The following is a 26,090-nucleotide window of genomic DNA, read 5'->3' as shown; positions in this document are numbered from 1 at the left end:
ACTATTTCACGCGCTCCACGTAAGCGCCGGAGCGTGTATCTACTTTTACTTTATCCCCTTGGTTGACAAAAAGCGGCACCTTGATCTCAACACCTGTTTCTACGGTTGCACTTTTTAATGCATTGTTTGAGGTGTCCCCTTTTACCGCCGGCTCGGTATACGTCACTTCCAACTCTACCGTTGTCGGTGCCTGCGCCATAATCGGTTCCTCACTCTCCATTGACACCAGCACCTGCATGCCTTCTTTCAGGAAACGGGCAGTATCGCCGAAAAGCTCCTTGGGTATATTGAATTGTTCGAACGAGGTGTTATCCATCACCACAAAGGTATCGCCGTCCTCATATAGGTATTGATAGTCGCTGGTTTCCACGCGCGCAATCTCCACTTCCTCATCGGTGCGGAAACGGTATTCGACGAGTTTTCCTGTTTTAACATTTCGCATTTTGGCTTGGTAGAACGCCCGCAAGTTGCCGGGGGTCCGATGGATGTATTCCTCCACGGATACCAATTCGCCATTGAAGCGTAAAATATTACCACTTTTTACATCTGAAGCCTTAGCCATAATCTATCGTATAATATGGTGCAAACTTAGATAAAGTTGCTTGAAAACGCAACTTTATCGTTCTCTCCGCTGCCATTAAAAAGTAGCATTATAGCGGAAATATAAAAAAAGTTTACACTTCCATCAGGAACTCGGTTAGGTTCTTATCCTGCGTCAGGCTCAGTTTCTTCCGCAGCCGGTACCGCCTGATCTCTACGCCACGGGTAGTGATATTGAGCAGCGATGCGATTTCTTTACTGCTCATGTTCATGCGCAGGTAGGCACAAAGCTTCATGTCATTGGGTACCAACTCCGGATAGTTGGCCTTCAGCTTTTTGAAAAAATTCTCGTGGGCCTCATTGAAACTCTTTTCAAATACGTGCCAGTCGCGCTCGTCGCTGCGTGCGTCTTCAATGATCTTATTGATTTTACGGAGCTGCTCGTTCGATAACTTACGGCCTTCACTGTCGTGCAGCTGCAAGAGCTCGTCGTGCACATTGTTCAGCAGTTCGTTCTTGTAAACGATACTCATTGTCGTATTGGCCAGCTCACGGCTCTTGCTGGCCAGTTCCCGTTCCAACTGTTCATTCTTCAACTTCACGAGGCGTTGCTCGCTTTCCTCGGCCTCCTTTGCTAGCAGATCACGCTGTTTCTGTGCCATATTGGCCTGTATAAGCTCCCGGTGTTTTCGTATTTTACGCCGGTACCACCCTCGGCCGGCAATCAGTACGGTAATTAAAACCAGCGCATACACCACCCACGCGGGCCATGAGAGCCACCATGGCGAGTTAATTGAGAACCGCAGGTCGGCGATATCCGATACCGTTCCATCGGCAGTCCTAGCGCGCACCTTAAACCTATAATCTCCCTGTTTCAGGTTGGTAAACTCTTTCTGGGCTGCCTCACTCCATTCCGACCAGGTGCGGGAATAACCCTCAAGATAAAATTGGTATTTCATCGGTACAGCACTATACCACGGCAAAGCATAGCTGATGCGGATATTGTTATGGCGGTAGGGAATTTCCGGATGGGTACCAACGGTATATCCCCTGTCCGAAAGGCTGTCGGTGATGTTACTCATGGCACGAATTAGCGGAGAAGGTAGTCCCTTTTTTGGGGTCGTTGCGGTATCAGCGGCCTGGTAAATGGCAAAACCGTCATCTAAACCAATGAGGTACAGGTCGTCGCGCACACGGTTAATGCTTTCATAGAACTTCATCATCCGCCCATTGAGGGTGGCAAACCTGGTGGAATCTACCCGAATTCCCCCTTTCGGGCCAAAATAGACCAACGCAATGCGCGCACGGTTGATAAACCAATAGCGATCACCATCAGCATGGATGACCCGATTGGAAAAAGCAAACGATCCGAGCTGGCCGTTCAGCTGGTGGTACGGATAAAACTTATCGGTAATTTCATCATGCCGAAAAAAGCCACTGTCGGTAGCAAATATGGGGCTTCCCGATAGTGCCATTACATTCACAAACGTACTTGGAGGAAGGCCACTGGTGGTATCGTACGCGTGTACATCGTTAACCTTCGTTAACGCCGCATCGAGATCGAGGTAGCGCAATCCTTTGTAGCCACTTGCCCATATCCCCGTGTTGGATACCGGAACAATAAACTGGGTGGGGTCGTTATATCCGCTTACACGGTTCGAAAACTGCCATCCGTGTGCGGTTCGTTCAAAAACTGCCAAGCCAGTATACGTTCCCTGCAGCAGTGTGTTCGGTCGCCCTGCAGCCCGCTTGAGCATCCATCCGCCCGTAATTGGCGAGAGTTTCACGAGTCGATCGCCCGAGACTTTAAATGTGCCGTCGTTATGACCGCATAACAGTTCACCATCTGCCACAGTGAGATCCCACACTTGCCCTTGCGAACCGGTTACCAATGAAAAGGAAAAGGGGTGATACCCTTCACCGTCTGCCCAGGGACTATAAAATAAGCCTTGGTTGGTACCGAGGTAGATGTTTCCCTCGAAAATGCGCGCCGCATATACCGTACCGATACTACCGGTATTGTCGGCGTAATAATATAACGGCGCATTGATCTCAATCCGGTCTATTCCGTTATCGAGACCCACCCAGATGTTCCGCTGGTGGTCCAAGTGCATACCGAGAACCGTATTGTTTTGCAAGCCGTTGCCTTTGTGGAGATGCTGTACGATATGGCCGGCCTCATCTATTATGACCACGCCCTGCAGGATGGTACCGAACGCGTAATATTGGTCCAACACCTTCAGCCCATTATTGAGTTGGGCGGCTTTCAGCATGTCGTCTGCCGCATTGTCCCATTTATGGATAGTAGATGTGCTATCCATGCGATACAGCCCTGATTTAGCCGTGCCGATCAATATATCATCCGCTCCAAACGGCAGCATGGTCAGGACGTTCGCATCTTTTAACACCTCCTTATCTTTGATCGGCACCAGTTTATCGCCGGTCAGCTCGTGCAGGCCCGAAGGGATCAACTCGACAAAGATGCGGTCGCGCACTTGATGGAGGAAAAGAAAGGGCTGGCCACCACCCCGTACCGGATGGAGGCTGTTGTCTTCATAGATGTAAATGGTAGAAAACGTCTGGAAGAGCACGCGATCGCCATCCACGATAATCTTCCACACCTCATCGGCCACCCGCTGCTCTTTGTCGAGCAATTGGCTGATCGATTGATAACGCATTTGTTCGTAACCCTCGTCTTCCCAATAACCGAACTCACCCAGACCACCGGTGTAGATGCGGCCCCCTTCATCTACAGCCACACTACGTACCGTGCTTTTATTTGGCAGTGGATGCAGTGTCCAGTATTGGCCATCGAATACCAATAGCCCATCGGCATTTGCCACATACATGATCCCATTGTTGCCTACGGCTACCGCCCAGTTCTGGTTGCCTGCTTTGTAATCCGATTTCGTATACTGCTGCACCAGGGGAGAACCGATACGCTGGATTTCCTGTGCATCGCTAATGGTAGCCATCGCAATACAAGCAAGGGTAAAAATAGCCGCTATTATCGGTCTGACCATGTTTTCCGACGTCTTATTTATTGACAAAAATAAGGATTTCGAAATTGACAAAAAAGCAGCGGGGAACGTAGGCCGACAACTGAGGAACTTCCCTTAACGGTTTATTAAATACAAAGGTTTTTATAGGTATATAATAGGGTTCTTATAGGGGTTTCGTAGGGGAAAACTCCTTTAATATCCTAATTATATATTAATGATATCCTTTTAATATCATTAGGAAATGACAGGCAATTGATGTGCGGTCTTTACGAAAGTAAAAAACCGCCCCCGATTCGCATCGGGGACGGTGAACCACAAATTTATATGCCCAAACACACTAAGGCATACTGATACGGCTTTTCTCCTCACTCTGGGTCTCCCGGCGGGCGCCGTTCTTGAGGGTCCCAAAGTTGACGGTTAGGGTAAGCCGCGCAACCCTTGTTTCGTTTTTCTGATTGATGATGGCATGCAGTCCGCCAAATCGCGTCCGCACATTCTGAATGCGGGTATCGAAGATATCGCTGACCGAAAATTTCAGGTTTACTTTCTTATCGTAAAATGATTTATTCAGGCCGGCATCGACAGACCATTGTGCGCCTATGCGGTACACGCTGTAAATCAGCGATGAACGGTAATTTGCGGAAGCCTCCGCTGTGAATGTTGGCCATATCGTAAAGGTATGGTTGCTGCGCAACTGCCATGCAAACTGCCCTTGGTGAAGATGCTGGCCATTAAGCAGCCCATCGAAAGCCATATAAAAGGCGTTCACGTTGGTGTTGGTATTCCACCATTTTGCCACCTTTACCGGCGCATTTACGTTGGCATACCAAATATCTTGCTTAGCGAGGTTATCCCGAGATACCCACGTTTGCTTCGTTTCATCATTTTGGTTCATCGATTCGGCAATGACGTCATTCGTTCGGCTATAGCCGGCACTTAGGTTAAAACGCTGTAATAGGGTGTACGATAGGTCGAACGCATGGGTATACTCCGGCCGCAGGTACGGATTACCCCGTTCGAAGGTATACTGGTCGAGGAAATACTCGAACGGATTAAGATTGCCATAGTTCGGCCTGTTGATGCGTTTGCTGTACGAAAGGCCCAGCTGATGGTTGTCCGAAAGGTTGTAATTCACGAACACACTGGGGAAAAAATCGATATAGTCGCGTTTGATGCGGTTGGCCAGCGTAATGGAATTACCATCCGAAACGGTGTACTCGCTACGGACCCCCGCTTGGAAACCCCATTTACCCACTTGCTTATGGTAGTTGATGTATGCGGCGGCCACCTGCTCTTCGTATACAAAGTGGTTGGTCCGGTTCTCTGCATTCTGCCACACGCCGTCCACCTGGTTCTCAAAGCGCATGTCGTTGTCGGAGGCCACGTTGCTGTACTTCACGCCCGCCTCCAGCTTATTGTCCTTGCCGAACGGGTGGGTATAATCCACCTTGGCCACGCGGATATCGATAATGGTGGGCATGTCACTGCGCGACAGCAGCGGCTCGTCTTTCATATCGCCCGAGGGCAGGAAGAGCGTATTGTTGTAGTTGGCTTTGTTGTGATTCGAAAAACGGGAGATGTCGACATCGGCGACCAATTTACGGCCATTGGTATCGATGGTGAACTGGTTGTTCACGTTCACCGCCAAGCTGGTGTAACTGCCATCGAAAATGGACGAGGTGGTGAGCGTCGAGTCGGGCGACAGGATGGTTCGGCCAATGAGGGTATGGCTCGAATTGTCGTTGTCGTTGCCACTGGCATAGCCATTGAGCGACAGGCCGATCACGTTGCGGTCGGAGGTTTGGTAATCCACACCCGCGCGGTAGGAGTGGCTCGAATTATGCCGTATAAAATCGGTATATTGCTGGAAATCGGTGTTTGCTCCGCCCGGTAATGAAATCGAGCGGAAAATATCAAACTCATTTCCTCCCCTGTTGTTCATGTAGCTATACGTGCCGTATACATTCACGGGGCCTTGTTTATGGTTCAGGTTTAGCGATGAGTTGGCCTTGTGGCCAAACCCGTAGCCGGCGCCAAGTGTCAACGAACCATTGGTGCCCGCCAAGCGATTCTTCTTCAGCACGATATTGATCATTCCGGCGGTCCCTGAAGCATCGTATTTGGAAGAGGGGTTGGTAATCAACTCGATGGATTTGATCGTGTTGCCATCCGTGTTCCGTAAGAAGTTGGCCAACTGTTCCGCCGAGAGATGGATTTGCCGGCCATCGATCATCACCGTGACACCCTGCTTGCCCATGAGGCTGATGTTATCATCTTTGTCTACCGTTACGCCAGGCGAGCGCTCGAGGATATCCATGGCTGTATTGCCCGCGGCCAGGGTGGAGTTCTCCACATTCACGACGAGCATATCGGCCCGCCGTTCTACCAATGGCCGCTGGGGGGCGGCTACGGTTACCTCATCCAGCACCGTGTTGCCGTGGCTTAGCACCAGGGTGCCGACATCCTTGCTACCCGTTGCCGATGTAACGGCAATCGGTGCGCTTGCCCCGTCGTCATAGCCCACGAGCACGGCGGTAACGCGGTAGGCGCCCTGTGCAAGACCCGTAAACGTGAAACCACCCTGCTTGTCGGGGAAAACGGTACGCACAACCGCTGAGTCTTTCGCGTTCAGCAGATGCACGGTAGCCAGATCGAGTGGTTGCGATTGTTCATCAACCACCCGCCCGGTAAGGCTCGCTTGCTGGGCATAGGCTCCAGCACCGAAGCAAACGAAGAGTGCGGTTATTCCCATATAAAGTTGTTTCATCGTTATTACCGTTTTGGCATACTACACCCCTGTCAAAAAGCCAACATCTTTCTAACCTACTGTAAATCTGGTGTGTTATGTGTTATTTGTTTTGCTTTATCAGACAAGTATTGCCGCTGTGTCTCGTTTCGCGGCCTAACATGCCCCGCGTTTTCTTAATTGCGAACCCAAGTACTGTTGGTATGACGCATGGACGTATCGAAAAGTTGCACCGTTACCGAAATTATTTTAAAATCGCCACGCTGTCCACACGAACGGTATCGATTATTACGGGTGTTTCTTCCGGAGGTGGCGGTGCAATGGCACATTTTAAGCCGGATGCCGTCATCACCCACTCGGTTTTATCGGGCCGATCCGAATACTCGTAATTTTCTTCGCATTGATTGAAGGGCAAGTCCCAAATATGGCGCTGCAGGTCCCTGTCGACAATCAGCCGCGCACCAACCGGAATGTTCAGCTTCAGGTACAACTGCTGGTCACGCATCAGGTCATCATCAGCGATGCGGAAGTGACTGCCGAATACGAGTGTATCGCCCTGTTGCTGGAAGTCGTAATCGATTTTCCCGGCACGCTCGGCTGCCCGTTCATAGGTAGCTCCATGTGCCGAATACTCGTAGGTGAGCGAAGGTGCCTGAAGGGAATCTACCTTTACAACGCGCATATACATCCGGCTTTGGCCTTCAAGGATATTCCGGTTGCGGATGACGGCCCTCTGGCGGATACTCGATATCCGGTCGAGCGAATCTCGCTGGAGACGGATGACCGTCATATCGTTTCTGGTGAGCCGATACGCGGGGTGTTGTTCCAGTGGCCGTTCTTCTACCACGGTACTTTCCTCGCGGAAATCATTGATCGTACGCGTGCCATATACGGTGGTGAAACCCACAGCGATCAGCCATACGATCAATAGCGCAAACCCGGTGTACTGTCCCATGGCACTCCGGTTAAACAAAATGCGAACAATGAGCGCCACTAAGGCAATGAACGGGATAACGGCTACCACTAAGGCACTGATCAGCATCGGTGTACGAAGGTCTGGTTCAATCACATTGAGGGGAAACATGGCCATATCGGCATCTTCACCGAAGAAGCCAAAGCTAGCGACGATGGCAACTACCAACACGATCAGGCCGCCACACAACCCCATAATCACGAGCACGCCGAGAATTTTCACGAAAACCACGAATGCGCGTACCAAGAAGTTTCCAGCCGAGTTGAGTCCGCGCTTAATACCCGCCTCGGCTCCGGTAAAATTTGAGCGGAGGCCCTCCATCTCCTCCTGAAAACTACGCTTGAAATTCTGCAGATTGGGTGCTTCGCCACGCATGGCCATCCGGTCGGCGCGCGTGCGGGCCATCGGCATCACGATCCAGAGGATGATGTAGAGCAAGAAACCCATTCCCCCAAAGATGAACAGCAGCACCAGGATCAGTCTGACCCACCGCGCCTCGATGGCAAAGTAACGCCCCAGTCCGCTACAAACCCCTCCGAACACCTTGTCGTCCGGATCGCGCATCAGTTTGCGCTCCCCACTGTGCGACGCGAAATCGTATCCTTCGTCCGCCGCGTAGTCCGGGCCCGCTTCCTGCTCTTCAGTCTCAAAGTCGCTCACCCGCCCCATTTGGGCGATGACGTCATTGACATCCTGCATGGTTACGACCTCCTTTTTGCCCTGCACAATACGATCGTTAAACATCTCCGCAATGCGGTTTTCAATGTCGCCCACGATCTCATGGCTATCCGCTGTGTTCCCGAAGTGCTTTTTCACTTCAATCATATAGGAACGCAACACGTCATAAGCATCCTCTTCAATGTGAAAAACGATGCCATTTATGTTAATGATGATGGTCCTGTTCATTTTCTTGTGGTTTTTATTTTCTATTGTCTGATGTCTAATGTTTATCGTCTATTGTCTGAGCTGCGTCGTCGTCTGCCCCTCGTTCAACACGCCCGGCCGTCGATGTCTGTACGGCAAACACCAGCTCTCCCCAAGTGGTATCCAATTTATGGAGCACCTCGGTTCCCGCCGGCGTAATCTGGTAGTATTTACGCGGTGGGCCCGACGTGGATTCTTTCCAAACATAGCTGAGCAGCCCATTATTTTTCAACCGGGTAAGCAAAGGATATAAGGTACCCTCTACCACCAGCAGCCGGGCCTTCTTGAGCTCGCCAATGATGTCTGAGGCGTATATTTCGCCCTGCGAGATCATCGAAAGGATACAGTATTCGAGTATCCCCTTCCTCATTTGGGTTTGCGTATTATCTACTATCATAATACAAAGATATATGTTTTAGTTTGTACTATGCAATACATAGTAGTATGTATTAATACAACATACTGATAATCAGATATAAAAATTCAATCAGCTGCAAAACTCAAGAAATCATTCACTTTTCCACCAAAAAGCCACTACAAACCGGGGTGTGAACCCTGTCCGTAGTGGCTTTGCTGTTCGGTCAATCGGACGTTATCAGTAACCCGGGTTTTGCGTTAAATTCGGGTTAACCGCTATTTGCTGGCTCGGTATGGGGTATACCAGCGTATGTGGCCCGGCATCGGCGGGTTTCTCCTGCCAGGGTTCCAAAAACTTGCCGAACCGGATCAGGTCCTGCCGTCTCCAGCCCTCCCAGTACAGCTCACGGCCCCGCTCATCGAGGAGGTTGTCAAGCGTCAGCCCAGCAAGCGGCTCCACGTTCCGGTTTTCGCGGATGCCGTTCACCAGTGCTATTGCATCGGCCTCTGAACCGCTACCGCCCCTTAGGATAGCCTCGGCCTGCATCAGTAACACATCGGCATACCGGAATACCACCCAGTCGTTATTCCGTTGCCCGGAAGGCACCCCATAGTCAAACGCATATTTCATCACCCGGATGCCGGCGGTTTCCAATGTGCTTCCTGATGTCCTGAGTGTTACATCGGGCGTGAAAACCAAGGGTTGGGACGACGGGTTCCTTGCCATCAGCGGTTCATCGGTTTCGAGGTCATACTGCTGACCAACGAGAAAACCCACGTTGCGGCGGTTGCCGGGGTTGTCCATGGTATCCGCAGGGTAGTCGTAGGCCATACCCAGCCGTTCATCCCCTTCGTCAAATAGGTCATAGAAATCCGATAGGGTGCACCAGCCGTTCCACCCACCCGGCGTCATGTTATAGTGGGCGATGGTATTCCACGGGCGGTCCACGCTTCCGCCCCGCACACCGAATTCGTTATACAGTGTGAAGATATTCTCCGTGGAAACCACATCGTTGTTCGGCGCAAAATTATCGAAGTATTTTCCCGGGGCCGAAATCGAATATTCACCGCTCGCGGTGATGTCATTGGCCAGGGTGATCACCTGGTTCATATCGGCTGCATCAAACGTGGGGCTTTCGCGGTTGAGGAACGTGCCCTTGTTGAGGTACAGTTTCATGAGGAGCGTCCGTGCAGCATTTTTGTTGGCCAGATACGCTTCGCCCCCACTGGGCAATTCGTTCATGATCTCATTGAGTTCGTTGGCGATAAAATCAATGGCTTCTTGGGTCTGCAGGGTTATGGGGGGCACCTTAAAGTCTTCCAACTCTTCGCGATAGGGTACCATACCCCACAGGCTCAATACGTCATACATGCTTAATGCGCGAATGAACCGGGCCTCAGCCGCCTGTTGTGCGGTGGGGTCGCTACGCAGCACATTCGATGCTTGGAACTGTGCGCCAAGCAGGCTCACGAATGTACTGTTCATAAACGAATTGTCCTGATTCCACGTATGTTGGTGGATCGCCCTATAAACCCCGTTATCGTCCCAGTCGCCACCACGGGTTGGAGCCATGGCCGCATCGGTCGAAATTTCTTCCAGCACCCACCGCTGATCCTGGTGGTACGGCGTATACAAGGCGGTGTACGCGCTGGTCAGTAGATCGGATGTATTCACGTTCGACACCCCTTGTTCCAACTCACTTTTAAGCTGTTCGTTCAGATCCGTACAGGAAAAAGAGAAACCTACAACAGCTAATACAATTACACGATATATTTTTAATGTCTTCATGGTTCCAATAGTTACAGTGAAAAATTAAGGCCGAGGAGGAACGTCCTCGCCGGTGGATACGGAAGGTATTCGATACCGAGCGATGGAATGTCGTTTGCCGCACCGTCAGTGTTTACCTCCGGATCAAACCCCGTATAACCCGTAAAGACGAACAGATTCTGGCCGGTGAGCGAAATGTTCACATTCCGTATCCCGCCCAGATTACCGACATTGTAGCTTAAGGTCATGTTAGACAATTTCAGGAAATCACCTTTCTCCAGATACCGGGTTGAGGGCGCAGCCGAGTTGGATGTGGATTCACCGGCCTGCTGGTCGAAGAACGACTTGCCGATATTGCGATTCGACAGGTTATTCACACCCAATACCGTCGCCATCGTGTTGTTGAACAGGTAATGGCCAAATGCACCGTGCATGTTCAATGTGGCGGTAAACCGTTTATAGCTCACATCGGTCGATATACCCAGCAAGGATGTCGGGTTCGGGCTACCCATGTAAAACTTATTCAATGCGGGGTCTACCGCCGTACTAACGTCGCCATCAAGGGCACGGTACATGCTCATGCCCGTCGTGGGGTCTATTCCCTCAAATTGGGCCAAATACCACACGTTAAGCGGCTGGTTGCTCACCATACGCTGCCCCAATACACCCGAGAAGCCTTGTCCGCGGAGCGCTGCGGTTTCATAATACCCCAGCAAACCGCTCACCTTGTTCTGCAAGAAGGTCGCGTTGGCTTCCACGTTCCAATTCCAGCTGTCGTTCTGAATCACGCTTCCCGCCAGTGCCAGCTCTACCCCCTCATTTACGATCTCACCATCGAGGTTTACCCATATCCGGCCGCTTGGCGCGGGTTGGGCAAGCGTTTGTTCAAACAACGCGTCGGTGGTGGTCTTTTTAAAGTAGTCGATCGATCCCGAAAGCCGTTGGTTAAACAGGCCGAAGTCAATACCGGCATTAAAGGTCTCGGAGCTTTCCCATCGGAGGTTCGGATTGCCGAAATTTTCCTGTCTAATACTTTGGGCTCCAAACACGTACCGGTCTTTCGACGCCCCTGATGGAAACTCTTGGTTGCCGGTCTGCCCCCAGCCCAACCGTACTTTCAGGTTGCTGATGTGCTCATTGTCTTGCATAAATGCCTCGTTGGATACGTTCCACGCAAACGCCAGCGAGGGGAAATTCGCATATTTGTTATTCTCGCCAAACTTGGTGGACCCATCGCGACGGATGGTCCCGGTGAACAAGTAGCGGTCGTCATAATTGAAGGCTGCCCGAGCAAAGAACGACTGCAATTCGTTGGTCGGGTACCGATAAGAATTGATGGACCTGTTGCTGGCTATGGCATAATCGAGGTAGTCGTAATAGTCCAAATCGCCCAATTCGGAGAAGCCCGTTCCGCTTTGCGAATTCCATCGTGTGTCGAAGCTGAGGTATTCGTAGCCCGCTACTGCATTCAAGTTAAGCAGTGGGGTAATATCCTTGTTGAACGACAGCGTATGCGTCAGCTGGTGGTTGGTTTCGAAATCGTTGCCGATAAACGCACCGCCATTATTGACGTTGTCGGGATTGATCATCCCCGCAATAAACCGGCCCGTGCGTCGGCCCGTTTACCGGGTGTAGCTGTACAACAACTTATACTCCAGCTCATCGGTTATTTTATAAGAAGGTGCGAAGCTCGCTAAAACAGTATTGACCACCGAAATATCTTTGTACGCCCCAAGGGCCGTCAACGGATTGATGAGCGAGGGGGATTGATAAGCCAACTCGCCCTCACTATCCCGCAATGGTAGTGTGGGGTTCCATTGCAGTGCTTGGGAGATGACGTTCCCCTCGAAACCTACGCCTACATCGATCGGCGCAATATTCTCGTTGTTTTGCGTAGCCAGCAGGTTGATATCCAACCCCAGCTTCTTGCTTTCCAGGAAGCGGAAACTACTGCTCAGGTTGGCCGTGTATTTCCGCAGCCGCGAGGTTTCAACGATACCGTTTTGGTCGAGGTAGCCGGTGGAAATCCGATAGCGGCCATCGTCATTCCCACCCGACACGTCCACATTATAATTTTGGGTCATGGCCGTCCGGGTAATCGCATCAAAGGCATAGACGTCGCCACCATGGTCGGCCTGCGTATCATCGGGCGTGTAGAACTGTACCGCTTGCCTAAACTCATCGGCTGTCAGCACCTCGGGTTTCTTCAGCAATGTAGAAAAGCCCGTGGACGCCATCACGTTCAGCGTAGGTGCGCCCGTTTGGCCACGTTTCGTGGTGATAAGCACAACGCCATTCGCACCACGCGAACCATAGATTGCGGTGGCGGAAGCATCCTTCAAAATGTCCATGCTGGCAATATCATTCGGATTGAGGTAGCTGAGTGGGTTGCCACCATCGGACCCATATCCGCCCGATCCGCCCGGGCGCGCGGAGGTACCCGATAGCGGTACGCCATCCACCACGAACAGCGGGTTGTTTCCGGCACGGATAGACGAGTTCCCCCGAATCCGCACCGTCGTGGAACCACCCGGCTGTCCGGTATTATTGATGACCATCACCCCTGCCGTACGGCCCTGGATGAGTTGGTCAGGTGCCACGATCACGCCTTTATTAAAATCTTTCGCCTGCACAGATGCCACCGATCCGGTGAGGTCACGTTTGCGGGCCGTTCCGTAACCGATGACCACCACCTCGTCCAAGCTTTCGCCGCTCGAGATGAGGTTGAAATCGAGCGTCTGCACCGATCCTGATACTGTGATGGTACGTTCGGCCTGTTCATAGCCGATATAGGATACCGTGAGGGTATACGTGCCATCCGGGACATCGGTAAAGGAATAATTTCCCTCCTCATTCGTTCCGGCCTGCCGGTTCAATTCCACGACGTGTACGGACGCACCAACCAATGGTTGCTGGCCTTCGTCCGATACCTTTCCTTGTATGCCTCCCGTTTGGGCATACCCCGGCATGGCCCATAGCAATGCCGATAACGTGCAGACATAACCGCCCACGCGCCGAAAAAAGAATACAACTGTTTTCATACTGATGTGTTAGTGTGTTAATAAGTGGTTATTTGACCATGGGTTCGTCAAGATCAAAAAATCAAAACCTCGTTCAGCGGTTGTCCACCAAACTGATTTCATAACAACCAACACGATGATTTGTTTTTAAGAAGCGTTGTTTCCTAATGCTGTTTCAACAACCACTTTCTGTAGCGGTGGAGGACAAACATCAGCACGCCCGCTATCACGGCGTATGTAGTCAATGTGTGGCCCTGCGGCAAGGTGAGCAGGCAAATGAGGCAGAACACCACTACGAAGACATAAAAGTAGCTAAAGTAAGGGTGCTTGATCAGGTTTTGCAGCCGTCCCATGGTTCCCCCTATCGCATAACAGGTTCAACACGGATGCCCACATCAGTCACCTCGTGTAGCGGATTTTCACGCATGTTTTGCTCAATAGTGAAGTGGTATAGCCCGGTATCCGGAAAATGGACATTTTCCTTGATCAGCTGTTGGTAGGCATACATACTGCCGGTGCTGCGGCCCAGCCACCGGCCATCGGACTCAGCAAGGCGCAACTCAATCCGCTCGGTCGTGTCTTGCATACTCGGTCCTGATTGATGAACCAGCAAGAAGATATTCGAATACCGGTACCCGGGCGTGTGGCGCAAGTTCAGGTAGATATCGTACCGTTGCACCGTATCAGTAATGTGTGCGGTTAGCTGGGGTTGGTCGTCGTAATGCCACGTATTGTCGGCAATGGCGATGTTCTTGTCGAGCACGGCCGTGCCTGTACACGATACAATCAGCATACCCAAGACAAAAACCAATCGCCATACTGTTGTTCCGTGTAGCATAGGTTATTGGTTTGGCGTTCCGCCCGACTGTTGTGATCCTCCCGGCTTGCCGCGGCGGTTATTACCACGGAAACGTCGCTTGGATTTCGGTTTTCCCTCGCCAGTGGTCGCGCTGCCTTTTTTTTCGGCCGATTGCTCCGCCGTGCGGACCCTGTTTTCGGGCTTGGGTGCCGGTCGTTTCCCATCGGGCTTCCGCTTGCTTTTGCCACTGCGGCGCTTTTTCTTATTGCGGTCATCCAAACGGGTCAGGCTATCCTGGCCGACTACATTCTCGTAGTCGTAACTTACGGGTTTCTCCTCCACAACTTCCTCTAGCACCACCGCACCGATTTCTTCGGGTTTCACCCCCTCTTTATTCAGTTGGTGGATTTCCTTTACGCGGTCGGTGGTCAGCGGAATCCAATTTTCCTCACCAGGATAGGTAAACCACATCAATTTTTTGAAAATATCGGTTTTCTGCAGGTATGCCATTCCATGCAGTGTTTCTATCCGATCGATGTTGTTGGGGATATCTTTAAGCGCATCCATATAGCTATCCAGCTCGTAGTTGAGGCAGCACTTAAGCTTACCGCACTGGCCTGCTAACTTGAGGGTATTGAGCGATAGATTTTGGTACCGCGCCGCGGAGGTCGATACGGTTTTAAAGTCGGTCAGCCACGTGGAGCAGCAGAGCTCACGCCCGCAAGAGCCGATACCACCCAAGCGGCTGGCCTCTTGCCGCATCCCGATCTGGCGCATTTCGATACGGATACGGAATGCTTCCGCCATGCGCTTGATGAGTTCGCGGAAGTCCACCCGCCCATCGGCCGTATAATAAAACGTCGCTTTCGACTTGTCTCCCTGGTAATCGACATCGCTGATTTTCATCGATAAGCCCAAGTCCAGCGCCAGGGTGCGGGCGCGGTGCATGGTTTCCCATTCCAGGTCTTTCGCCGCCTGCCATTTTTTTATGTCAGCGTCGGTCACCTTACGGTATATCTTTCTGGTTACGCTTTCGGCAGTCACTTTATTCTTTTTCAACTGCAGACGCACCAATTCGCCGGTCATCGACACATGGCCAATGTCATATCCCCCCGTGCTGGGTTCCACGGCTACCATCTCACCCATTTCGAGGTAGAGGTTTTCATGGTTTACGAAAAACTCTTTGCGAGACCCTTTGAACCGGACCTCCACAATATCGAAAGGTTTATAATTTGTCGGCATGTCCATATCAGACAGCCAATCGTATACATTCAATTTATTACATCCGCTAGTTCCGCAGGTGCCGTGATTCTGGCAACCTGCCGGTGCGGCACCCGAAGTACCACACCCACCGCCGGATGAGCAACTGCTACATCCCATAATTCTCGTTATATATAGAGTCCGCCTGCCGGCGGAACGTTTGATACTTAAAAATTAAAACGAACTGCAAAGATAAATCTAAAAACAATATTTTCGGATTCGCATTGCGCTCAATATGGTAGTGCGCTTCCTCCAGTAGGCGGACCGTTTCCTCCACCTGTTCCAACTGATAACGCTTGCCAAACTTCTGTACAAAATCCAATTCGGCAGCGGGCAAGTGAATCATTTGTGGCATATCTGCCTTAAACAACACGGCCTGCCGCATCATATTAATGGCGTAAAGTAAGAAACTTTTTTGATTTTCGCGGCCCAGCTTTGACAATTCCTCCTCGCAACTTTTTATGATATCCGCACCGGCATCCATTACACAGTAACGCAGCCACCGCACCATCAAGTCAAAGTAACCCTTGTTGTCCTCGCCCAGCAAGTTGATGGCCTGTTGCAGGTTGCCGTTGCTGATGAAGGCAATTTCGCTGGCTTGGTGCTCATCCACACCATGCGTATCTACCAGATAGCGGCTCACATTATCGTTGTCCAGTCGGTTGATCTTCACCAGCTGCGTACGCGATATGATGGTATTCAATATCTTATCAGGATTCTCGGCTACGAGGATAAACAAGGTGTTTTCCGGAGGTTCTTCGATGAGCTTTAGCAGCGCATTCCCTTGGGTATCGAGGTATTCGGGCAGCCACATGATCAACACTTTATACTTTGCTTCGAAGGCTTTCAGGCTCAGTTTCTTGATAATGTGGTGTGCCTCGGCAATATTGATGTTGGCCTGCTTGTTTTCAGCTTCCAACTGGTCACGCCAATACCCCATGCCCATGTACGGATTGGTTAGAAAAGCCTTTCGCCATACGTCAGCGAAGGTAGCAGCCGTATCTTCCTTATGTTTCGCAAAAAAGGGGTAGGAAAGGTGAAGGTCGGGATGGATGAGTTTATTGTACTTACGGCACGAGGCACATTCACCGCAACTATCTGTAGGTTGCCGGTTTTCACAGTTCAGGTATTGAGCATAGGCCACAGCTAACGGTAGGCTTCCGCTGCCCTCCGGGCCTAGAAAGAGCTGTGCATGGCTTACACGGTTTTCCTTCACCGTGTTGATCAGGTGCTGCTTCACTGTCTCTTGCCCGCCTATTTCCTTGAATAACATGCCTTCTGTACTGTATTTGTGTCGTCTTACTATCGGCATCATCCATGCCATAGACCTGATGTTCCAAAGGTACGTAAAAGGTGGGGAATTTGCTTACGTCCAAATTGTCGCAGCCATTTTGGCATCACCATTGCCTATTGTAAGGTGTAACAAAAAAGGAGAAGATTATGAAAACAATGAAAAAGATCGGAACATTGATGTTGGTATCAATGTTATTTATTGTGGCCTGCGACAAAGACACCGACCCTGCGGATACGGATTTGTTTGTGGGAACATACGAAGGAACGATATCGTTCAATGGTGACGGCGAAACCATCATCGACGACGATGGAAAAGTAACGGTAACCAAAGTAGGCAGTTCGTACTCCTTTATATTCGGAAGTGGCATTCCTGACCTTACCGGCGTACGTTTCGAAGAAGGGGACGACAATGTATATGTCAGTATCGGTGACGGGCTCACAGGTATCCGGATTACCGCCAGTTCACTCAATATCGGGGTAACTAACGATGAGGGTACATGGACGGCGGACTGCAGTCGATAACCTGCCCACTCGCCCTGTAGAAAATGGCCGCATGTCGGCCATTTTCTATTTAGTTTACTATTGGAGACAATCCGTCGAATAAATCGGACAATGGAAACGAGTTTGGCCCCAATGTTGTGCGTGCAGCATCATGAGAATTATTTTACAGCTCGTGGGGGCAATCATCATGTTTGCCGGATGCGGTGTAGACCGACAAGCCAAAGCCTTGCGGGCACTCGAAAAATGTCAATATGCATTTGTTTCAGCTGATAGCGTGTACCTCGCGGGTACCGACGTGAACAAACTAGTAGCAAATGGACGTGTGGATATCAGCAGGCTACCCGGTGTGGCAATGGGTTTCCTCAGCCGCGACATCCCCCTGTCGGGCATTTTGAACCTGCGCATCACCAACCCGACTAACACCCTGGCGGGGATTCAACAATTTGCTTATAAGATTGCTGTAGAAGACCGGGAGGTCTTGGAAGGCACATCAGACCTTCCCATTGAAGTGCCGGCAGGAAAAACGGTTACCGTACCGGTGAAACTCCAGACCAACGTGTACCCATTCCTTTCCGATCGGCAGACGCTCCAGAAGTTGCTCGCGTTCATCCAAAGTGCGCGCGATGGCGCAACCGACGAAAAGGTGAACCTCACGCTCAGCATCAAACCCACACTAGCCCTGGGTAATAAGCAGCTTAACTATCCCGGCTATATCGATATCGACAAGCAGGTGGATGCCAGCATGCTGCTGAAAGCGGGGATTCTTCCCCGTTAGCGCTGGGTGTATTGTTCTTCGTAATACTGTTGGTAATGGCCCGAGGTGACGTCGTTGAGCCAATCTTCGTTAGCTAAATACCAGTCGACCGTCTTCTCCAAACCCTCCTCAAACTGCAGGCTCGGCTGCCATCCGAGGTCGCTTTCCAATTTGCTTGCATCAATGGCATAACGTAGATCGTGCCCCGCGCGGTCCTTCACAAACGTGATCAGTTTCGCTGATTCGCCTTCAGCGCGACCCAATTTACGGTCCAGAATGCTGCACAGCAGTCGAATAAGATCGATGTTCGTCCATTCGTTATGCCCACCGATGTTGTAGGTCTGCCCCGATGCGGCCCCATGGAAAATAACGTCAATGGCCCGTGCGTGGTCTTCCACCCACAGCCAATCGCGCACATTTTCCCCTTTTCCATAAACGGGCACCGGCTTATTATTCTTGATGTTGTTGATGGCCAGCGGAATCAGCTTTTCGGGGAAATGGTGCGATCCGTAATTGTTGGAACAGTTGGAGATCACCACATCCATTCCATAAGTATCATGGTAGGCGCGCACAAAATGATCGGACGATGCCTTGGATGCGGAATACGGAGAATGGGGGTCGTAGCTGGTCTCTTCCGTAAACATGCCCGTATCGCCAAGGGCACCATACACCTCATCGGTAGATACGTGGTAAAAACGGTGTTTATCATATGCTCCCACCCACTGTCCGCGGGCGGCATTCAACAGGTTCACGGTACCGACCACATTGGTGAGCACAAACTCATTCGGGCTGCTGATCGATCGGTCCACGTGCGATTCAGCCGCCAGGTGGATGATGGCATCGGGTTGCTCCGTGGCAAACAGCTGATCGATAAATGCCGCATCGGTAATGTCGCCTTTTACAAAGCGGTAATTGGGAGTCGTTTCAATATCCGTGAGATTAGCCAAGTTACCCGCATAGGTAAGCTTATCTAAGTTAACGATTTCATACTGTGGGTAGCTGGTCACCAACCTGCGCACCACATGCGATCCGATAAATCCGGCGCCGCCGGTAACGATGATTTTCTTTATTGCTTTACTCATACTTCATTAGGTAAGCCCAGCGTTTCCATATAGGGTCGCATACCCGATTGGTGCGCAGAGGCCAATGCATTATTCAATTCGTCGCGAAACTCAAACTGCAAATCTTCATGCAGTTTATCATATTTTCCAAGGATGTATTTCATCCTGGAGGTCTGGTATTGCACCAGCCTGTCGTTCAGCTGGTACAAATGCTTCTCAAACAGCTGGCCAAAGTAGGCAAAACTTTGCGAGACCAGCCACAATCGGCACCGCACTTCACTCATTTTATCTTTCGTAACGGCCGCGTGCTCATTGATCAGGCCGCTCCCATATTTCAGCTCCCCCATAAGGGCGTCCGCGTTGCGCGACCGAAGCGTGTTGGGGATGTATCCCGCTGCTCGGTCGATGAGCTGCTGTAGTTGGTCGAGCAGTGCCGCTGTACGTTCCTCCAAATCGAACTCATCTTCCAGCAGTTGGAAATGCAGTTGCTTGACCAACATGGCGTCTTTATTAATCAACCGCACCAACAGCTTGTCCTTCTCCGCCTGCGGAAGGTCGAGGATGGCTTTTTTTAGCTCCGGCTGTTGATTAAGTCTCATCTCTTCCCAGTTTATATCAGCGGGTGATCTTTCAGGTACTGTTCCCATTTCCAGGCTGACCTCATCATATCTGCAATGCCCAGCTCGGCTTTCCAACCCAGTTCGGCGGTTGATTTGGACACGTCGCCCCACACCTGTTCCACATCACCACCACGGCGTGGCCCGATCTGGTAATTGAGCGTCACGCCGGTCGATTCCTCGAATGCACGGATCACCTCCAGCACCGAGTTGCCATTGCCGGTGCCGATATTGAACACATCGTAGTTGCCGTTCGGGTTGCCCCGCTCCAGCAGCTTTATCGCCGCTACGTGGGCCTTGGCCAAATCCACCACATGGATATAGTCGCGGATGGCAGACCCATCGGGGGTGGCGTAATCGTCGCCAAAAACCGTAATGGGTCCCCGTTTGCCGATGGCGCTCTGCGTAATGAACGGCACCAGGTTCTGCGGCACGCCCAGCGGCAGTTCGCCGATGAGTGCCGATTCGTGGGCGCCTACCGGATTGAAATACCGCAGCGACACCACTTGGTAGTTGCCGGCAGCGGCAGCCGTTTCCGACAGGATTTCCTCGGCGATTTGCTTGGTATTGCCGTAAGGCGATTCCGCCTGCTTCACCGGGGCTGCCTCGGTAACCGGAAGTTCGTCGGGCTGGCCGTACACCGTGCAGCTCGATGAAAACACGAAGTTCACCGGTTTGCCACGATACGCGTTCAGCAGGTTGATCAACGAGAAAAAGTTGTTGTGGTAGTACTTGAGCGGCTGCTGCACCGACTCCCCCACGGCCTTATACGCGGCAAAGTGGATAACGCCGGTGATCTCGGGCTGGCCGGCCACAAACGCACACACCGCCCCCTCATCGCACAGGTCGAAGTTATGAAACTCGGGCTTGGTGCCCGTGATTTTCTCGATCTGGTCCAGTACCCCCACATTGGAGTTCGATAGGTTGTCGACAATTACCGGAATATAACCGGCATTTTGCAGTTCAACCACCGTATGCGACCCGATGTAACCCGTACCACCCGTTACCAATATCTTGCTCATTTATTTCTTGTTATAGTAGGTAAAATCCTTGTGTTTGATCTCCTGGTCGGGCAATGACCGGAAGTAGTCGTAGGTAATCCGCAGCCCTTCGGCACGGCCAACCTTCGGTTCCCAACCCAATAGCTCGCGTGCCTTGGTGATGTCGGGCCGCCGTTGCTTCGGATCGTCCACCGGCAGGTCGCGGTACACCAACTTCTGGGTGGTGCCAGTGAGCTTGATGATTTCCTCGCCGAACTGTTTGATGGTGATCTCATCGGGGTTACCGATGTTGACCGGGTGGGGGTGGTCGCTGTGCAGGAGGCGGAAGATGCCTTCCACCTGGTCGTCCACATAGCAGAATGACCGCGTCTGCGAGCCATCGCCGAAGACGGTGAGGTCCTCGCCGCGCAGTGCCTGGCCGATGAATGCGGGCAGCACCCGCCCGTCGTTGAGCCGCATCCGCGGACCGTAGGTGTTGAAAATGCGCACAATGCGCGTTTCCAGTCCGTGGAACGTGTGATAGGCCATGGTGATGGCCTCCTGGAAGCGCTTGGCCTCGTCGTACACGCCACGTGGCCCTACCGGGTTCACGTTGCCCCAGTAGCTTTCGGGCTGTGGGCTCACCGTGGGGTCGCCATACACCTCCGAGGTGGAAGCCACCAGGATGCGCGCACCCTTGGCCCGCGCCAGCCCCAGCAGGTGGTGCGTACCCAGCGATCCCACCTTCAGTGTCTGTATCGGGATCTTCAGGTAATCGATCGGGCTGGCCGGCGAGGCAAAGTGCAGGATGTAATCCAGCTTACCCGGCACGTGCACAAACGTAGACACGTCATGGTTGTAAAATTCGAAGTGTTCCCGTTTGAACAGGTGGTCGATGTTGCGGAGGTCGCCTGTGATCAGGTTGTCCATGCCGATGACATGGTAGTCCTCCTTGATGAAGCGGTCGCACAGGTGTGACCCCAGAAAGCCCGCTGCACCGGTGATGAGTATGCGTTTTCTTGACATAATGCGCTTAACGTAACCGACTAAGTTACCGGTTTTAATGTATTCGAGGCGAATATAAGGATTCTCGCAAAGATGCAGGCATCCCCATCGGTCACAATCGAAAAATTAGGGTGGCTTCATTTCATTTTGTCACATTTCAGCGACAAATGGGGCTAATCTTCATGCTCCACGAATAATTCGGCGGCGATATGGTCCGCAAATAGCTTCCCTTTACGGGTGAGGGTAGCCACCACCCCCCCGAGCAGGATATCGCCGGTCAATGTGAAGCGTTTCAGCGCGACATCAAGCGACTGGCGGTAGCGAAGACCGAACCGCCGTTCCACCACATCCATGTCGAGGCCCCAGATCGTCCGTAGGCTGGTCATGATATATTCATTGAGCTTATCCGACGGGCTTAATTCTTCTTTTTCGTAGGGTATGCTATCCGCTTGGACCGCGCTAAGATAACGGGCGTTATTGCGCACGTTCCATTGGCGCGCATGGCCGTCAAACGAATGGGCTGAGGGGCCCACACCGACGTAGGGCACCCCTTTCCAGTAGTTGCTGTTGTGTCGGGCGTGGCCCCCCGGCCGCGCAAAGTTGGAGATTTCGTAGTGGACGAAACCGGCGGTCTCCAACGCATCCATCAATTGGATAAACTGCGTGGCCGCCTGCTCTTCCTCCATGGGTAATTGCCTGCCTTTGCGGATGGATGCCGCAAGTGCTGTCCGCGGCTCCACCGTCATACCGTAAGCTGAGATATGAGGGATACCCGCTTCTACCAAATGACCGATATTGGTCTGCCATTTTGAATCTGTGAGTAATGGATATCCATAAATCAGATCGGCCGTGATGTTATCGTAGCCCGCGTCCTGTACCCGTTTGATGGCTTCCTGCGCTTCGATGGCACTATGTGCCCGGTTCATCCATCGCAGGTCTTCTTCAAAAAATGATTGGATACCGATACTGAACCGGTTGATGGCCGTGGCGCGCAGGGCTTCCACATAGGTGTCGTCCAGGTCGTCGGGATTGGACTCGATGGTGATCTCGGCACCGCCATCGATTACAAAATGGTTACCCACTACCCCAATCAATTTGGCGATATCCGCAGCCGCCAGCAACGATGGGGTCCCGCCACCGAAATAGATGGTTTCGATGGTCGCATCCTGGCCTGAAAGGTAATCCGATTGCAGCGCTACCTCGCGGCACAAGGCCGCCACCATGTCATCGCGGTACTTCAGCGATGTGCTGAAATGGAAATCGCAGTAGTGACACGCCTGCTTGCAAAAAGGTATGTGGAAATAGATACCGGCCATGCCGATGTTATTTCTGTTCTTCCAAATACGACACCAACGACGCCAGCTCTTCGTAGCTCAGGGCATTCGCTAAGCCCTCGGGCATCATGGACATCTCCAGCTCCTTGCGGTCTTTGATATCTGCCGTTTTGATTTCCGTGGCGATGCCCGCGATGTTATTGATGGTGATTTTCTCAGCCGATTCGGCCGTGACAAAGCCTACATACATTTCGCCGCTTTTCAGTTCAATCTGCACCGTTGCGAATCCCTGCGAGATGGATGCATTCGGTTTGAGGATCGATTCGGCGATTTTTTCTCGGTTCATGATGGATCCGATTTGTCCCATGAATGGCCCCTTCATCGGTCCACTGGCATCCACGGTGTGGCAAGCTACGCAGCCTTGCTTCACGAAGAGCGCGGCTCCCGCTTGGGGGTCGCCCTTAATTCGTTGTAGCGCCAGCAGCACGTCTTCAATGGACGACTCGCCTACCTGGCCCTTCTTGTTCTTAATAGCTTCCAAATCGACCAACGCCGCCTCTTCACGGGCTTTCTCTAAGTCGACCGTACCGAACTGATCGATGCCGAGGCGGTACATGGTATTGAGGGCGGCAAAGGGTTCCCTTTTCATCTTATCGGCCGCTTCCCATTGCGCGATGAGGAAACCGCGAATCGCGGGTGTTGAGGTCCACTCTTCGGTTTTGTAGTAGGGCCCATGCGTATCGGGACGTGTGCCCCACCACCAGGAGGTATCGTATGCCGGCTCGCGATGGTAAATGCGCGCTAGCGTGTTGATGATCTTTTCGCGGTAAGCGGAGTCGTCGGTGCGGTCATACGCGCCAATCAGTGCGTCCACCACGCGGTCGTCGTGAAAGTAGCGCATGGCCCAGAGTGCCATGTCGGTCTGTTCGGTGCCCAACGCATCAATACATTCGGTCACGGCATCAAGCGCGACTAATGACCGCACCGTAAGGTGGGGGATGATGATTTCCGCGTTAGGGGTGGCGTGCGGCCCTTCGGTGCCCAGCGCCGGTGCCCGGAATGAGGCCGGCACCTTGGTGTTAAGCAATGGGGCTATGGCCTCCTTGATACCCAGCCGGCCCACACCGATGGTGGCAGCAGCCCGTATGCGTGGGTTATCCGATTGCAGCGCGGTTAAGAAAGGCGCCGCCGGCACGGCATCGGCCAACCCTTTGCGGTCGGCCAATGCACGCAGGGCGAACTCCTGTAGTGCGGTATCCTGTGCAGCTTCCACCAACTTGTCGATGCCCGCCTTGCCTGCCAGCTGTGCGTAGGTGTATAGTGCCGCTACCCGCTGTGGCTTGTCAAACGATTCCTCTTCGACCAGCTCCCATACCGATGAAGCCGCCCGCTCGTCCGGGTTCCGGCCGAGCAGCTCGAACTGAGCGGTCTGCCGGACTTTGGCATCGGGCGACTCCAACAGGGCAATGAGTTTGCGGTCCGATAACTGCGTCACATCGGCAAACGGCTGGTATTCCCATCCTTCGGGCACCACACGTACCACGTACCCAATATCAGGGCTGCCTGAGTACCCTGCGCCGTCCCAAGCCGAGAGGTACATGATGCCCGACCCGTCGATATCCACGTCGGTAATTTGGGGCAATTGGATAAACGGCTCCTCGGTCTGGGTGAAGGTAGGACCATCGGCCGTGACGGGGTGCCGGTACAGGTAACTTCGGCCCCAATCGGCCATGAGCGGTGTATTGTTGTAAGCATCGGGCCAACGGTGGTCGTTCAGGTACAACGAGCCCGTTCCCGAGCCTCCCCCCACATCCACCAGCGCCGGGATGATTTCTTCCGTATAGTGTTTGAACAGCAAAGGGTACCCGTACTCGCCCGATTGCAGCTGATGGGAGAACCGGATGTTCCAGCCCCCTCCGTCGTTGGTGTTGTCGCGTGTGAATGTGTTCATCAAGGGATCGATGGCCACATCGTAGATGTTGCGCGTGCCGTGCGTATATACCTCCATCTCGGTGCCATCGGGGCGCACGCGCAGGATACCGCCGCCGAGCATGGTCAGCCTCGTGCCGGCGCGGTCGGTAGCGTTATGGAAGCCGAAATCGCCCACGGCAATATATATCCAACCATCGATGCCCAGTTGGATGCCGTTAGTAGCGTGATCGGTGCCGCGCTCGGCAAGGTAGGTGGGATTACTCAGGCCGGTAATCAGTGGCTGCGCAGCACCATCGGCCACTCCGTCGTTGTCATTGTCTTCAAATACCACCAAGTCCATGTTTTCCGCTTTCTCCGTTTCCGCCGAGAAGCGGGTATGTAGCACGAATACCTTATGGCCCATGGCCAGGATACCGCGTGGGTTATCGACTTTAACAAATTCAGCATGCGTGTCGAGGATACCATCGCCGTTGCAATCGATCAGTTTAACGATAGCGCCGTAGCCCATGTCTTTGCCGAGGGAGCCCATTTTGTCGACACCCACATATACATCGCCCAGTGCCGATACGGCCATGCATGCCGGGCTCGGCACCAACGCCGCATCCGCAAACACGCGGATGTCGAGGTTTTCGGGCCACTTTAGCCCTGCCGCCAGCGAGTCGGTCATGGCCGTGTATTGGTAAGTAGTTGCCGGGTTACAATTGCGCGTTTTGTCGCTACAGCCACAAAAGGCAATAATAGCCGCAAGCGCGCAGGCGCTCCATGGAAAAGGTTTTGTAAGATAGGTTGGTAATGTCTCTGTCAGTTTATCCATTTGTTTCGGGTAATTGGGAATGATCTTGAATAAAATAATCTGCCGGATAGGTATAATCGTCGTTCTTGGCGTGCTCAATACTGTAATCGGCAAACACCAAAAGCCTACTACCCGGTTCCAGCGCTTGGAAGGCCGTACCGTACCCTACAGGCACATGTATCACCCGCTGTTGCTCGCTCCGCATCATCGTTTCTTCTACCGGTAGTTCCCTAGACGGTTTCTCCCAATCGTCGATCTTAACCGTTTTCATAGAAAAAGCGCCATTCAAAACGTAGAACCAACGTTGTTCAATACGGTGCGCCCGCCAGCCGCGGATGGTTTCCGTATCCTTATTTTCGATGATATAAAATCTTTTCACCGCCGTCGCATCAAAATCGTTGACAAACCGGATGCTGCCGCGGTGATCTTCGGCGATCCCGCCGGATGTAATACGTATTCCTTCCATTAGATTAGCTGTCCATATCAAGCGG

21 protein-coding genes are annotated in these 26,090 nt (G+C 52.3%); 2 read left to right on the top strand and 19 right to left on the bottom strand.

Annotated elements, in window-relative coordinates; all coding sequences use genetic code 11:
• Position 1: 1 nt before the first annotated feature.
• The 12 genes from efp to U9S71_RS00220 form a co-directional block, all read right to left on the bottom strand.
• Positions 2 to 562 (bottom strand): elongation factor P, encoded by a 561-nt coding sequence (efp, locus tag U9S71_RS00275; RefSeq protein WP_326324335.1) that lies wholly within the window; start codon positions 560 to 562, stop codon positions 2 to 4.
• 112 nt (positions 563 to 674) lie between these two features.
• Positions 675 to 3,563 (bottom strand): triple tyrosine motif-containing protein, encoded by a 2,889-nt coding sequence (locus U9S71_RS00270; RefSeq protein ID WP_326324333.1) that lies wholly within the window; start codon positions 3,561 to 3,563, stop codon positions 675 to 677.
• Positions 3,564 to 3,879: 316 nt separating this feature from the next.
• Positions 3,880 to 6,309, bottom strand: coding sequence for a TonB-dependent receptor domain-containing protein (locus tag U9S71_RS00265; RefSeq protein ID WP_326324331.1), 2,430 nt, complete (start codon positions 6,307 to 6,309; stop codon positions 3,880 to 3,882).
• Between the two features lie 223 nt (positions 6,310 to 6,532).
• On the bottom strand, positions 6,533 to 8,167 hold the full coding sequence (locus U9S71_RS00260) for a PspC domain-containing protein (protein WP_326324330.1): 1,635 nt from the start codon (positions 8,165 to 8,167) through the stop codon (positions 6,533 to 6,535).
• A gap of 34 nt (positions 8,168 to 8,201) precedes the next feature.
• Positions 8,202 to 8,582: a PadR family transcriptional regulator gene (locus tag U9S71_RS00255; protein ID WP_326324329.1), complete on the bottom strand. Its 381-nt coding sequence runs from the start codon at positions 8,580 to 8,582 to the stop codon at positions 8,202 to 8,204.
• A 198-nt stretch (positions 8,583 to 8,780) separates the two neighbouring features.
• Entirely contained in the window at positions 8,781 to 10,331 is a 1,551-nt protein-coding gene (locus U9S71_RS00250; RefSeq protein ID WP_326324328.1) for a RagB/SusD family nutrient uptake outer membrane protein, read from the bottom strand.
• Between the two features lie 11 nt (positions 10,332 to 10,342).
• Complete coding sequence (locus U9S71_RS00245; RefSeq protein WP_326324327.1) at positions 10,343 to 11,899, bottom strand: TonB-dependent receptor domain-containing protein; 1,557 nt, start codon at positions 11,897 to 11,899, stop codon at positions 10,343 to 10,345.
• Positions 11,900 to 11,932: 33 nt separating this feature from the next.
• On the bottom strand, positions 11,933 to 13,351 hold the full coding sequence (locus U9S71_RS00240) for a carboxypeptidase-like regulatory domain-containing protein (RefSeq protein ID WP_326324325.1): 1,419 nt from the start codon (positions 13,349 to 13,351) through the stop codon (positions 11,933 to 11,935).
• A 143-nt stretch (positions 13,352 to 13,494) separates the two neighbouring features.
• Entirely contained in the window at positions 13,495 to 13,683 is a 189-nt protein-coding gene (locus U9S71_RS00235; protein ID WP_326324323.1) for a hypothetical protein, read from the bottom strand.
• Between the two features lie 8 nt (positions 13,684 to 13,691).
• Positions 13,692 to 14,168 carry a gliding motility lipoprotein GldH gene (locus U9S71_RS00230; RefSeq protein ID WP_326324321.1) on the bottom strand — a complete coding sequence of 159 codons (477 nt, stop codon included), beginning with the start codon at positions 14,166 to 14,168 and terminating at the stop codon, positions 13,692 to 13,694.
• A 3-nt stretch (positions 14,169 to 14,171) separates the two neighbouring features.
• The gene (locus tag U9S71_RS00225; protein ID WP_326324319.1) at positions 14,172 to 15,509 is read right to left on the bottom strand and encodes a PSP1 domain-containing protein; all 1,338 of its coding nucleotides are present in this window, start codon (positions 15,507 to 15,509) and stop codon (positions 14,172 to 14,174) included.
• Positions 15,499 to 16,662, bottom strand: a complete 1,164-nt coding sequence (locus tag U9S71_RS00220) for a DNA polymerase III subunit (RefSeq protein WP_326324317.1) — start codon at positions 16,660 to 16,662, stop codon at positions 15,499 to 15,501. The genes U9S71_RS00225 and U9S71_RS00220 overlap by 11 nt, the downstream gene beginning before the upstream one ends.
• 167 nt (positions 16,663 to 16,829) lie before the next feature.
• On the opposite strand from U9S71_RS00220, the gene U9S71_RS00215 reads away from it, so the two are divergent.
• Positions 16,830 to 17,204 carry a hypothetical protein gene (locus U9S71_RS00215; protein WP_326324315.1) on the top strand — a complete coding sequence of 125 codons (375 nt, stop codon included), beginning with the start codon at positions 16,830 to 16,832 and terminating at the stop codon, positions 17,202 to 17,204.
• A gap of 130 nt (positions 17,205 to 17,334) precedes the next feature.
• On the top strand, positions 17,335 to 17,958 hold the full coding sequence (locus U9S71_RS00210; RefSeq protein ID WP_326324314.1) for an LEA type 2 family protein: 624 nt from the start codon (positions 17,335 to 17,337) through the stop codon (positions 17,956 to 17,958).
• On the opposite strand, the gene rfbB is transcribed toward U9S71_RS00210, so the two are convergent.
• From rfbB to U9S71_RS00175, 7 genes are all read right to left on the bottom strand, one after another.
• The gene (rfbB, locus tag U9S71_RS00205; protein ID WP_326325275.1) at positions 17,955 to 19,007 is read right to left on the bottom strand and encodes a dTDP-glucose 4,6-dehydratase; all 1,053 of its coding nucleotides are present in this window, start codon (positions 19,005 to 19,007) and stop codon (positions 17,955 to 17,957) included. The two genes, U9S71_RS00210 and rfbB, sit on opposite strands and share 4 nt — an antisense overlap.
• 8 nt (positions 19,008 to 19,015) lie before the next feature.
• Entirely contained in the window at positions 19,016 to 19,597 is a 582-nt protein-coding gene (locus tag U9S71_RS00200; protein ID WP_326324312.1) for a hypothetical protein, read from the bottom strand.
• An 11-nt stretch (positions 19,598 to 19,608) separates the two neighbouring features.
• Positions 19,609 to 20,637, bottom strand: coding sequence for a UDP-glucose 4-epimerase GalE (galE, locus tag U9S71_RS00195; protein WP_326324310.1), 1,029 nt, complete (start codon positions 20,635 to 20,637; stop codon positions 19,609 to 19,611).
• Positions 20,638 to 21,621, bottom strand: a complete 984-nt coding sequence (locus U9S71_RS00190; protein WP_326324309.1) for a UDP-glucuronic acid decarboxylase family protein — start codon at positions 21,619 to 21,621, stop codon at positions 20,638 to 20,640.
• A 152-nt stretch (positions 21,622 to 21,773) separates the two neighbouring features.
• Positions 21,774 to 22,916, bottom strand: coding sequence for a radical SAM family heme chaperone HemW (hemW, locus tag U9S71_RS00185; RefSeq protein ID WP_326324307.1), 1,143 nt, complete (start codon positions 22,914 to 22,916; stop codon positions 21,774 to 21,776).
• A gap of 7 nt (positions 22,917 to 22,923) precedes the next feature.
• On the bottom strand, positions 22,924 to 25,620 hold the full coding sequence (locus tag U9S71_RS00180; RefSeq protein WP_326324306.1) for a PQQ-dependent sugar dehydrogenase: 2,697 nt from the start codon (positions 25,618 to 25,620) through the stop codon (positions 22,924 to 22,926).
• Complete coding sequence (locus U9S71_RS00175; protein ID WP_326324305.1) at positions 25,613 to 26,065, bottom strand: WxcM-like domain-containing protein; 453 nt, start codon at positions 26,063 to 26,065, stop codon at positions 25,613 to 25,615. Before U9S71_RS00175 ends, U9S71_RS00180 begins: the two co-directional genes overlap by 8 nt.
• Positions 26,066 to 26,090 lie beyond the last annotated feature (25 nt).

The organism is Parapedobacter flavus, assembly GCF_035818675.1.
Taxonomy (GTDB): Bacteria; Bacteroidota; Bacteroidia; order Sphingobacteriales; family Sphingobacteriaceae; genus Parapedobacter; species Parapedobacter flavus.
This window is presented reverse-complemented; position numbering and strand designations above follow the sequence as displayed.

Excerpts from the sequence above, each read along its gene's own strand:
- efp (WP_326324335.1), bottom strand. The coding sequence starts at position 562 with ATGGCTAAGGCTTCAGATGTAAAAAGTGGTAATATTTTACGCTTCAAT.
- U9S71_RS00270 (WP_326324333.1), bottom strand. The coding sequence starts at position 3,563 with ATGGTCAGACCGATAATAGCGGCTATTTTTACCCTTGCTTGTATTGCG.
- U9S71_RS00265 (WP_326324331.1), bottom strand. The coding sequence starts at position 6,309 with ATGAAACAACTTTATATGGGAATAACCGCACTCTTCGTTTGCTTCGGT.
- U9S71_RS00260 (WP_326324330.1), bottom strand. The coding sequence starts at position 8,167 with ATGAACAGGACCATCATCATTAACATAAATGGCATCGTTTTTCACATT.
- U9S71_RS00255 (WP_326324329.1), bottom strand. The coding sequence starts at position 8,582 with ATGATAGTAGATAATACGCAAACCCAAATGAGGAAGGGGATACTCGAA.
- U9S71_RS00250 (WP_326324328.1), bottom strand. The coding sequence starts at position 10,331 with ATGAAGACATTAAAAATATATCGTGTAATTGTATTAGCTGTTGTAGGT.
- U9S71_RS00245 (WP_326324327.1), bottom strand. The coding sequence starts at position 11,899 with ATGATCAATCCCGACAACGTCAATAATGGCGGTGCGTTTATCGGCAAC.
- U9S71_RS00240 (WP_326324325.1), bottom strand. The coding sequence starts at position 13,351 with ATGAAAACAGTTGTATTCTTTTTTCGGCGCGTGGGCGGTTATGTCTGC.
- U9S71_RS00235 (WP_326324323.1), bottom strand. The coding sequence starts at position 13,683 with ATGGGACGGCTGCAAAACCTGATCAAGCACCCTTACTTTAGCTACTTT.
- U9S71_RS00230 (WP_326324321.1), bottom strand. The coding sequence starts at position 14,168 with ATGCTACACGGAACAACAGTATGGCGATTGGTTTTTGTCTTGGGTATG.
- U9S71_RS00225 (WP_326324319.1), bottom strand. The coding sequence starts at position 15,509 with ATGGGATGTAGCAGTTGCTCATCCGGCGGTGGGTGTGGTACTTCGGGT.
- U9S71_RS00220 (WP_326324317.1), bottom strand. The coding sequence starts at position 16,662 with ATGTTATTCAAGGAAATAGGCGGGCAAGAGACAGTGAAGCAGCACCTG.
- U9S71_RS00215 (WP_326324315.1), top strand. The coding sequence starts at position 16,830 with ATGAAAACAATGAAAAAGATCGGAACATTGATGTTGGTATCAATGTTA.
- U9S71_RS00210 (WP_326324314.1), top strand. The coding sequence starts at position 17,335 with ATGAGAATTATTTTACAGCTCGTGGGGGCAATCATCATGTTTGCCGGA.
- U9S71_RS00200 (WP_326324312.1), bottom strand. The coding sequence starts at position 19,597 with ATGAGACTTAATCAACAGCCGGAGCTAAAAAAAGCCATCCTCGACCTT.
- galE (WP_326324310.1), bottom strand. The coding sequence starts at position 20,637 with ATGAGCAAGATATTGGTAACGGGTGGTACGGGTTACATCGGGTCGCAT.
- U9S71_RS00190 (WP_326324309.1), bottom strand. The coding sequence starts at position 21,621 with ATGTCAAGAAAACGCATACTCATCACCGGTGCAGCGGGCTTTCTGGGG.
- hemW (WP_326324307.1), bottom strand. The coding sequence starts at position 22,916 with ATGGCCGGTATCTATTTCCACATACCTTTTTGCAAGCAGGCGTGTCAC.
- U9S71_RS00180 (WP_326324306.1), bottom strand. The coding sequence starts at position 25,620 with ATGGATAAACTGACAGAGACATTACCAACCTATCTTACAAAACCTTTT.
- U9S71_RS00175 (WP_326324305.1), bottom strand. The coding sequence starts at position 26,065 with ATGGAAGGAATACGTATTACATCCGGCGGGATCGCCGAAGATCACCGC.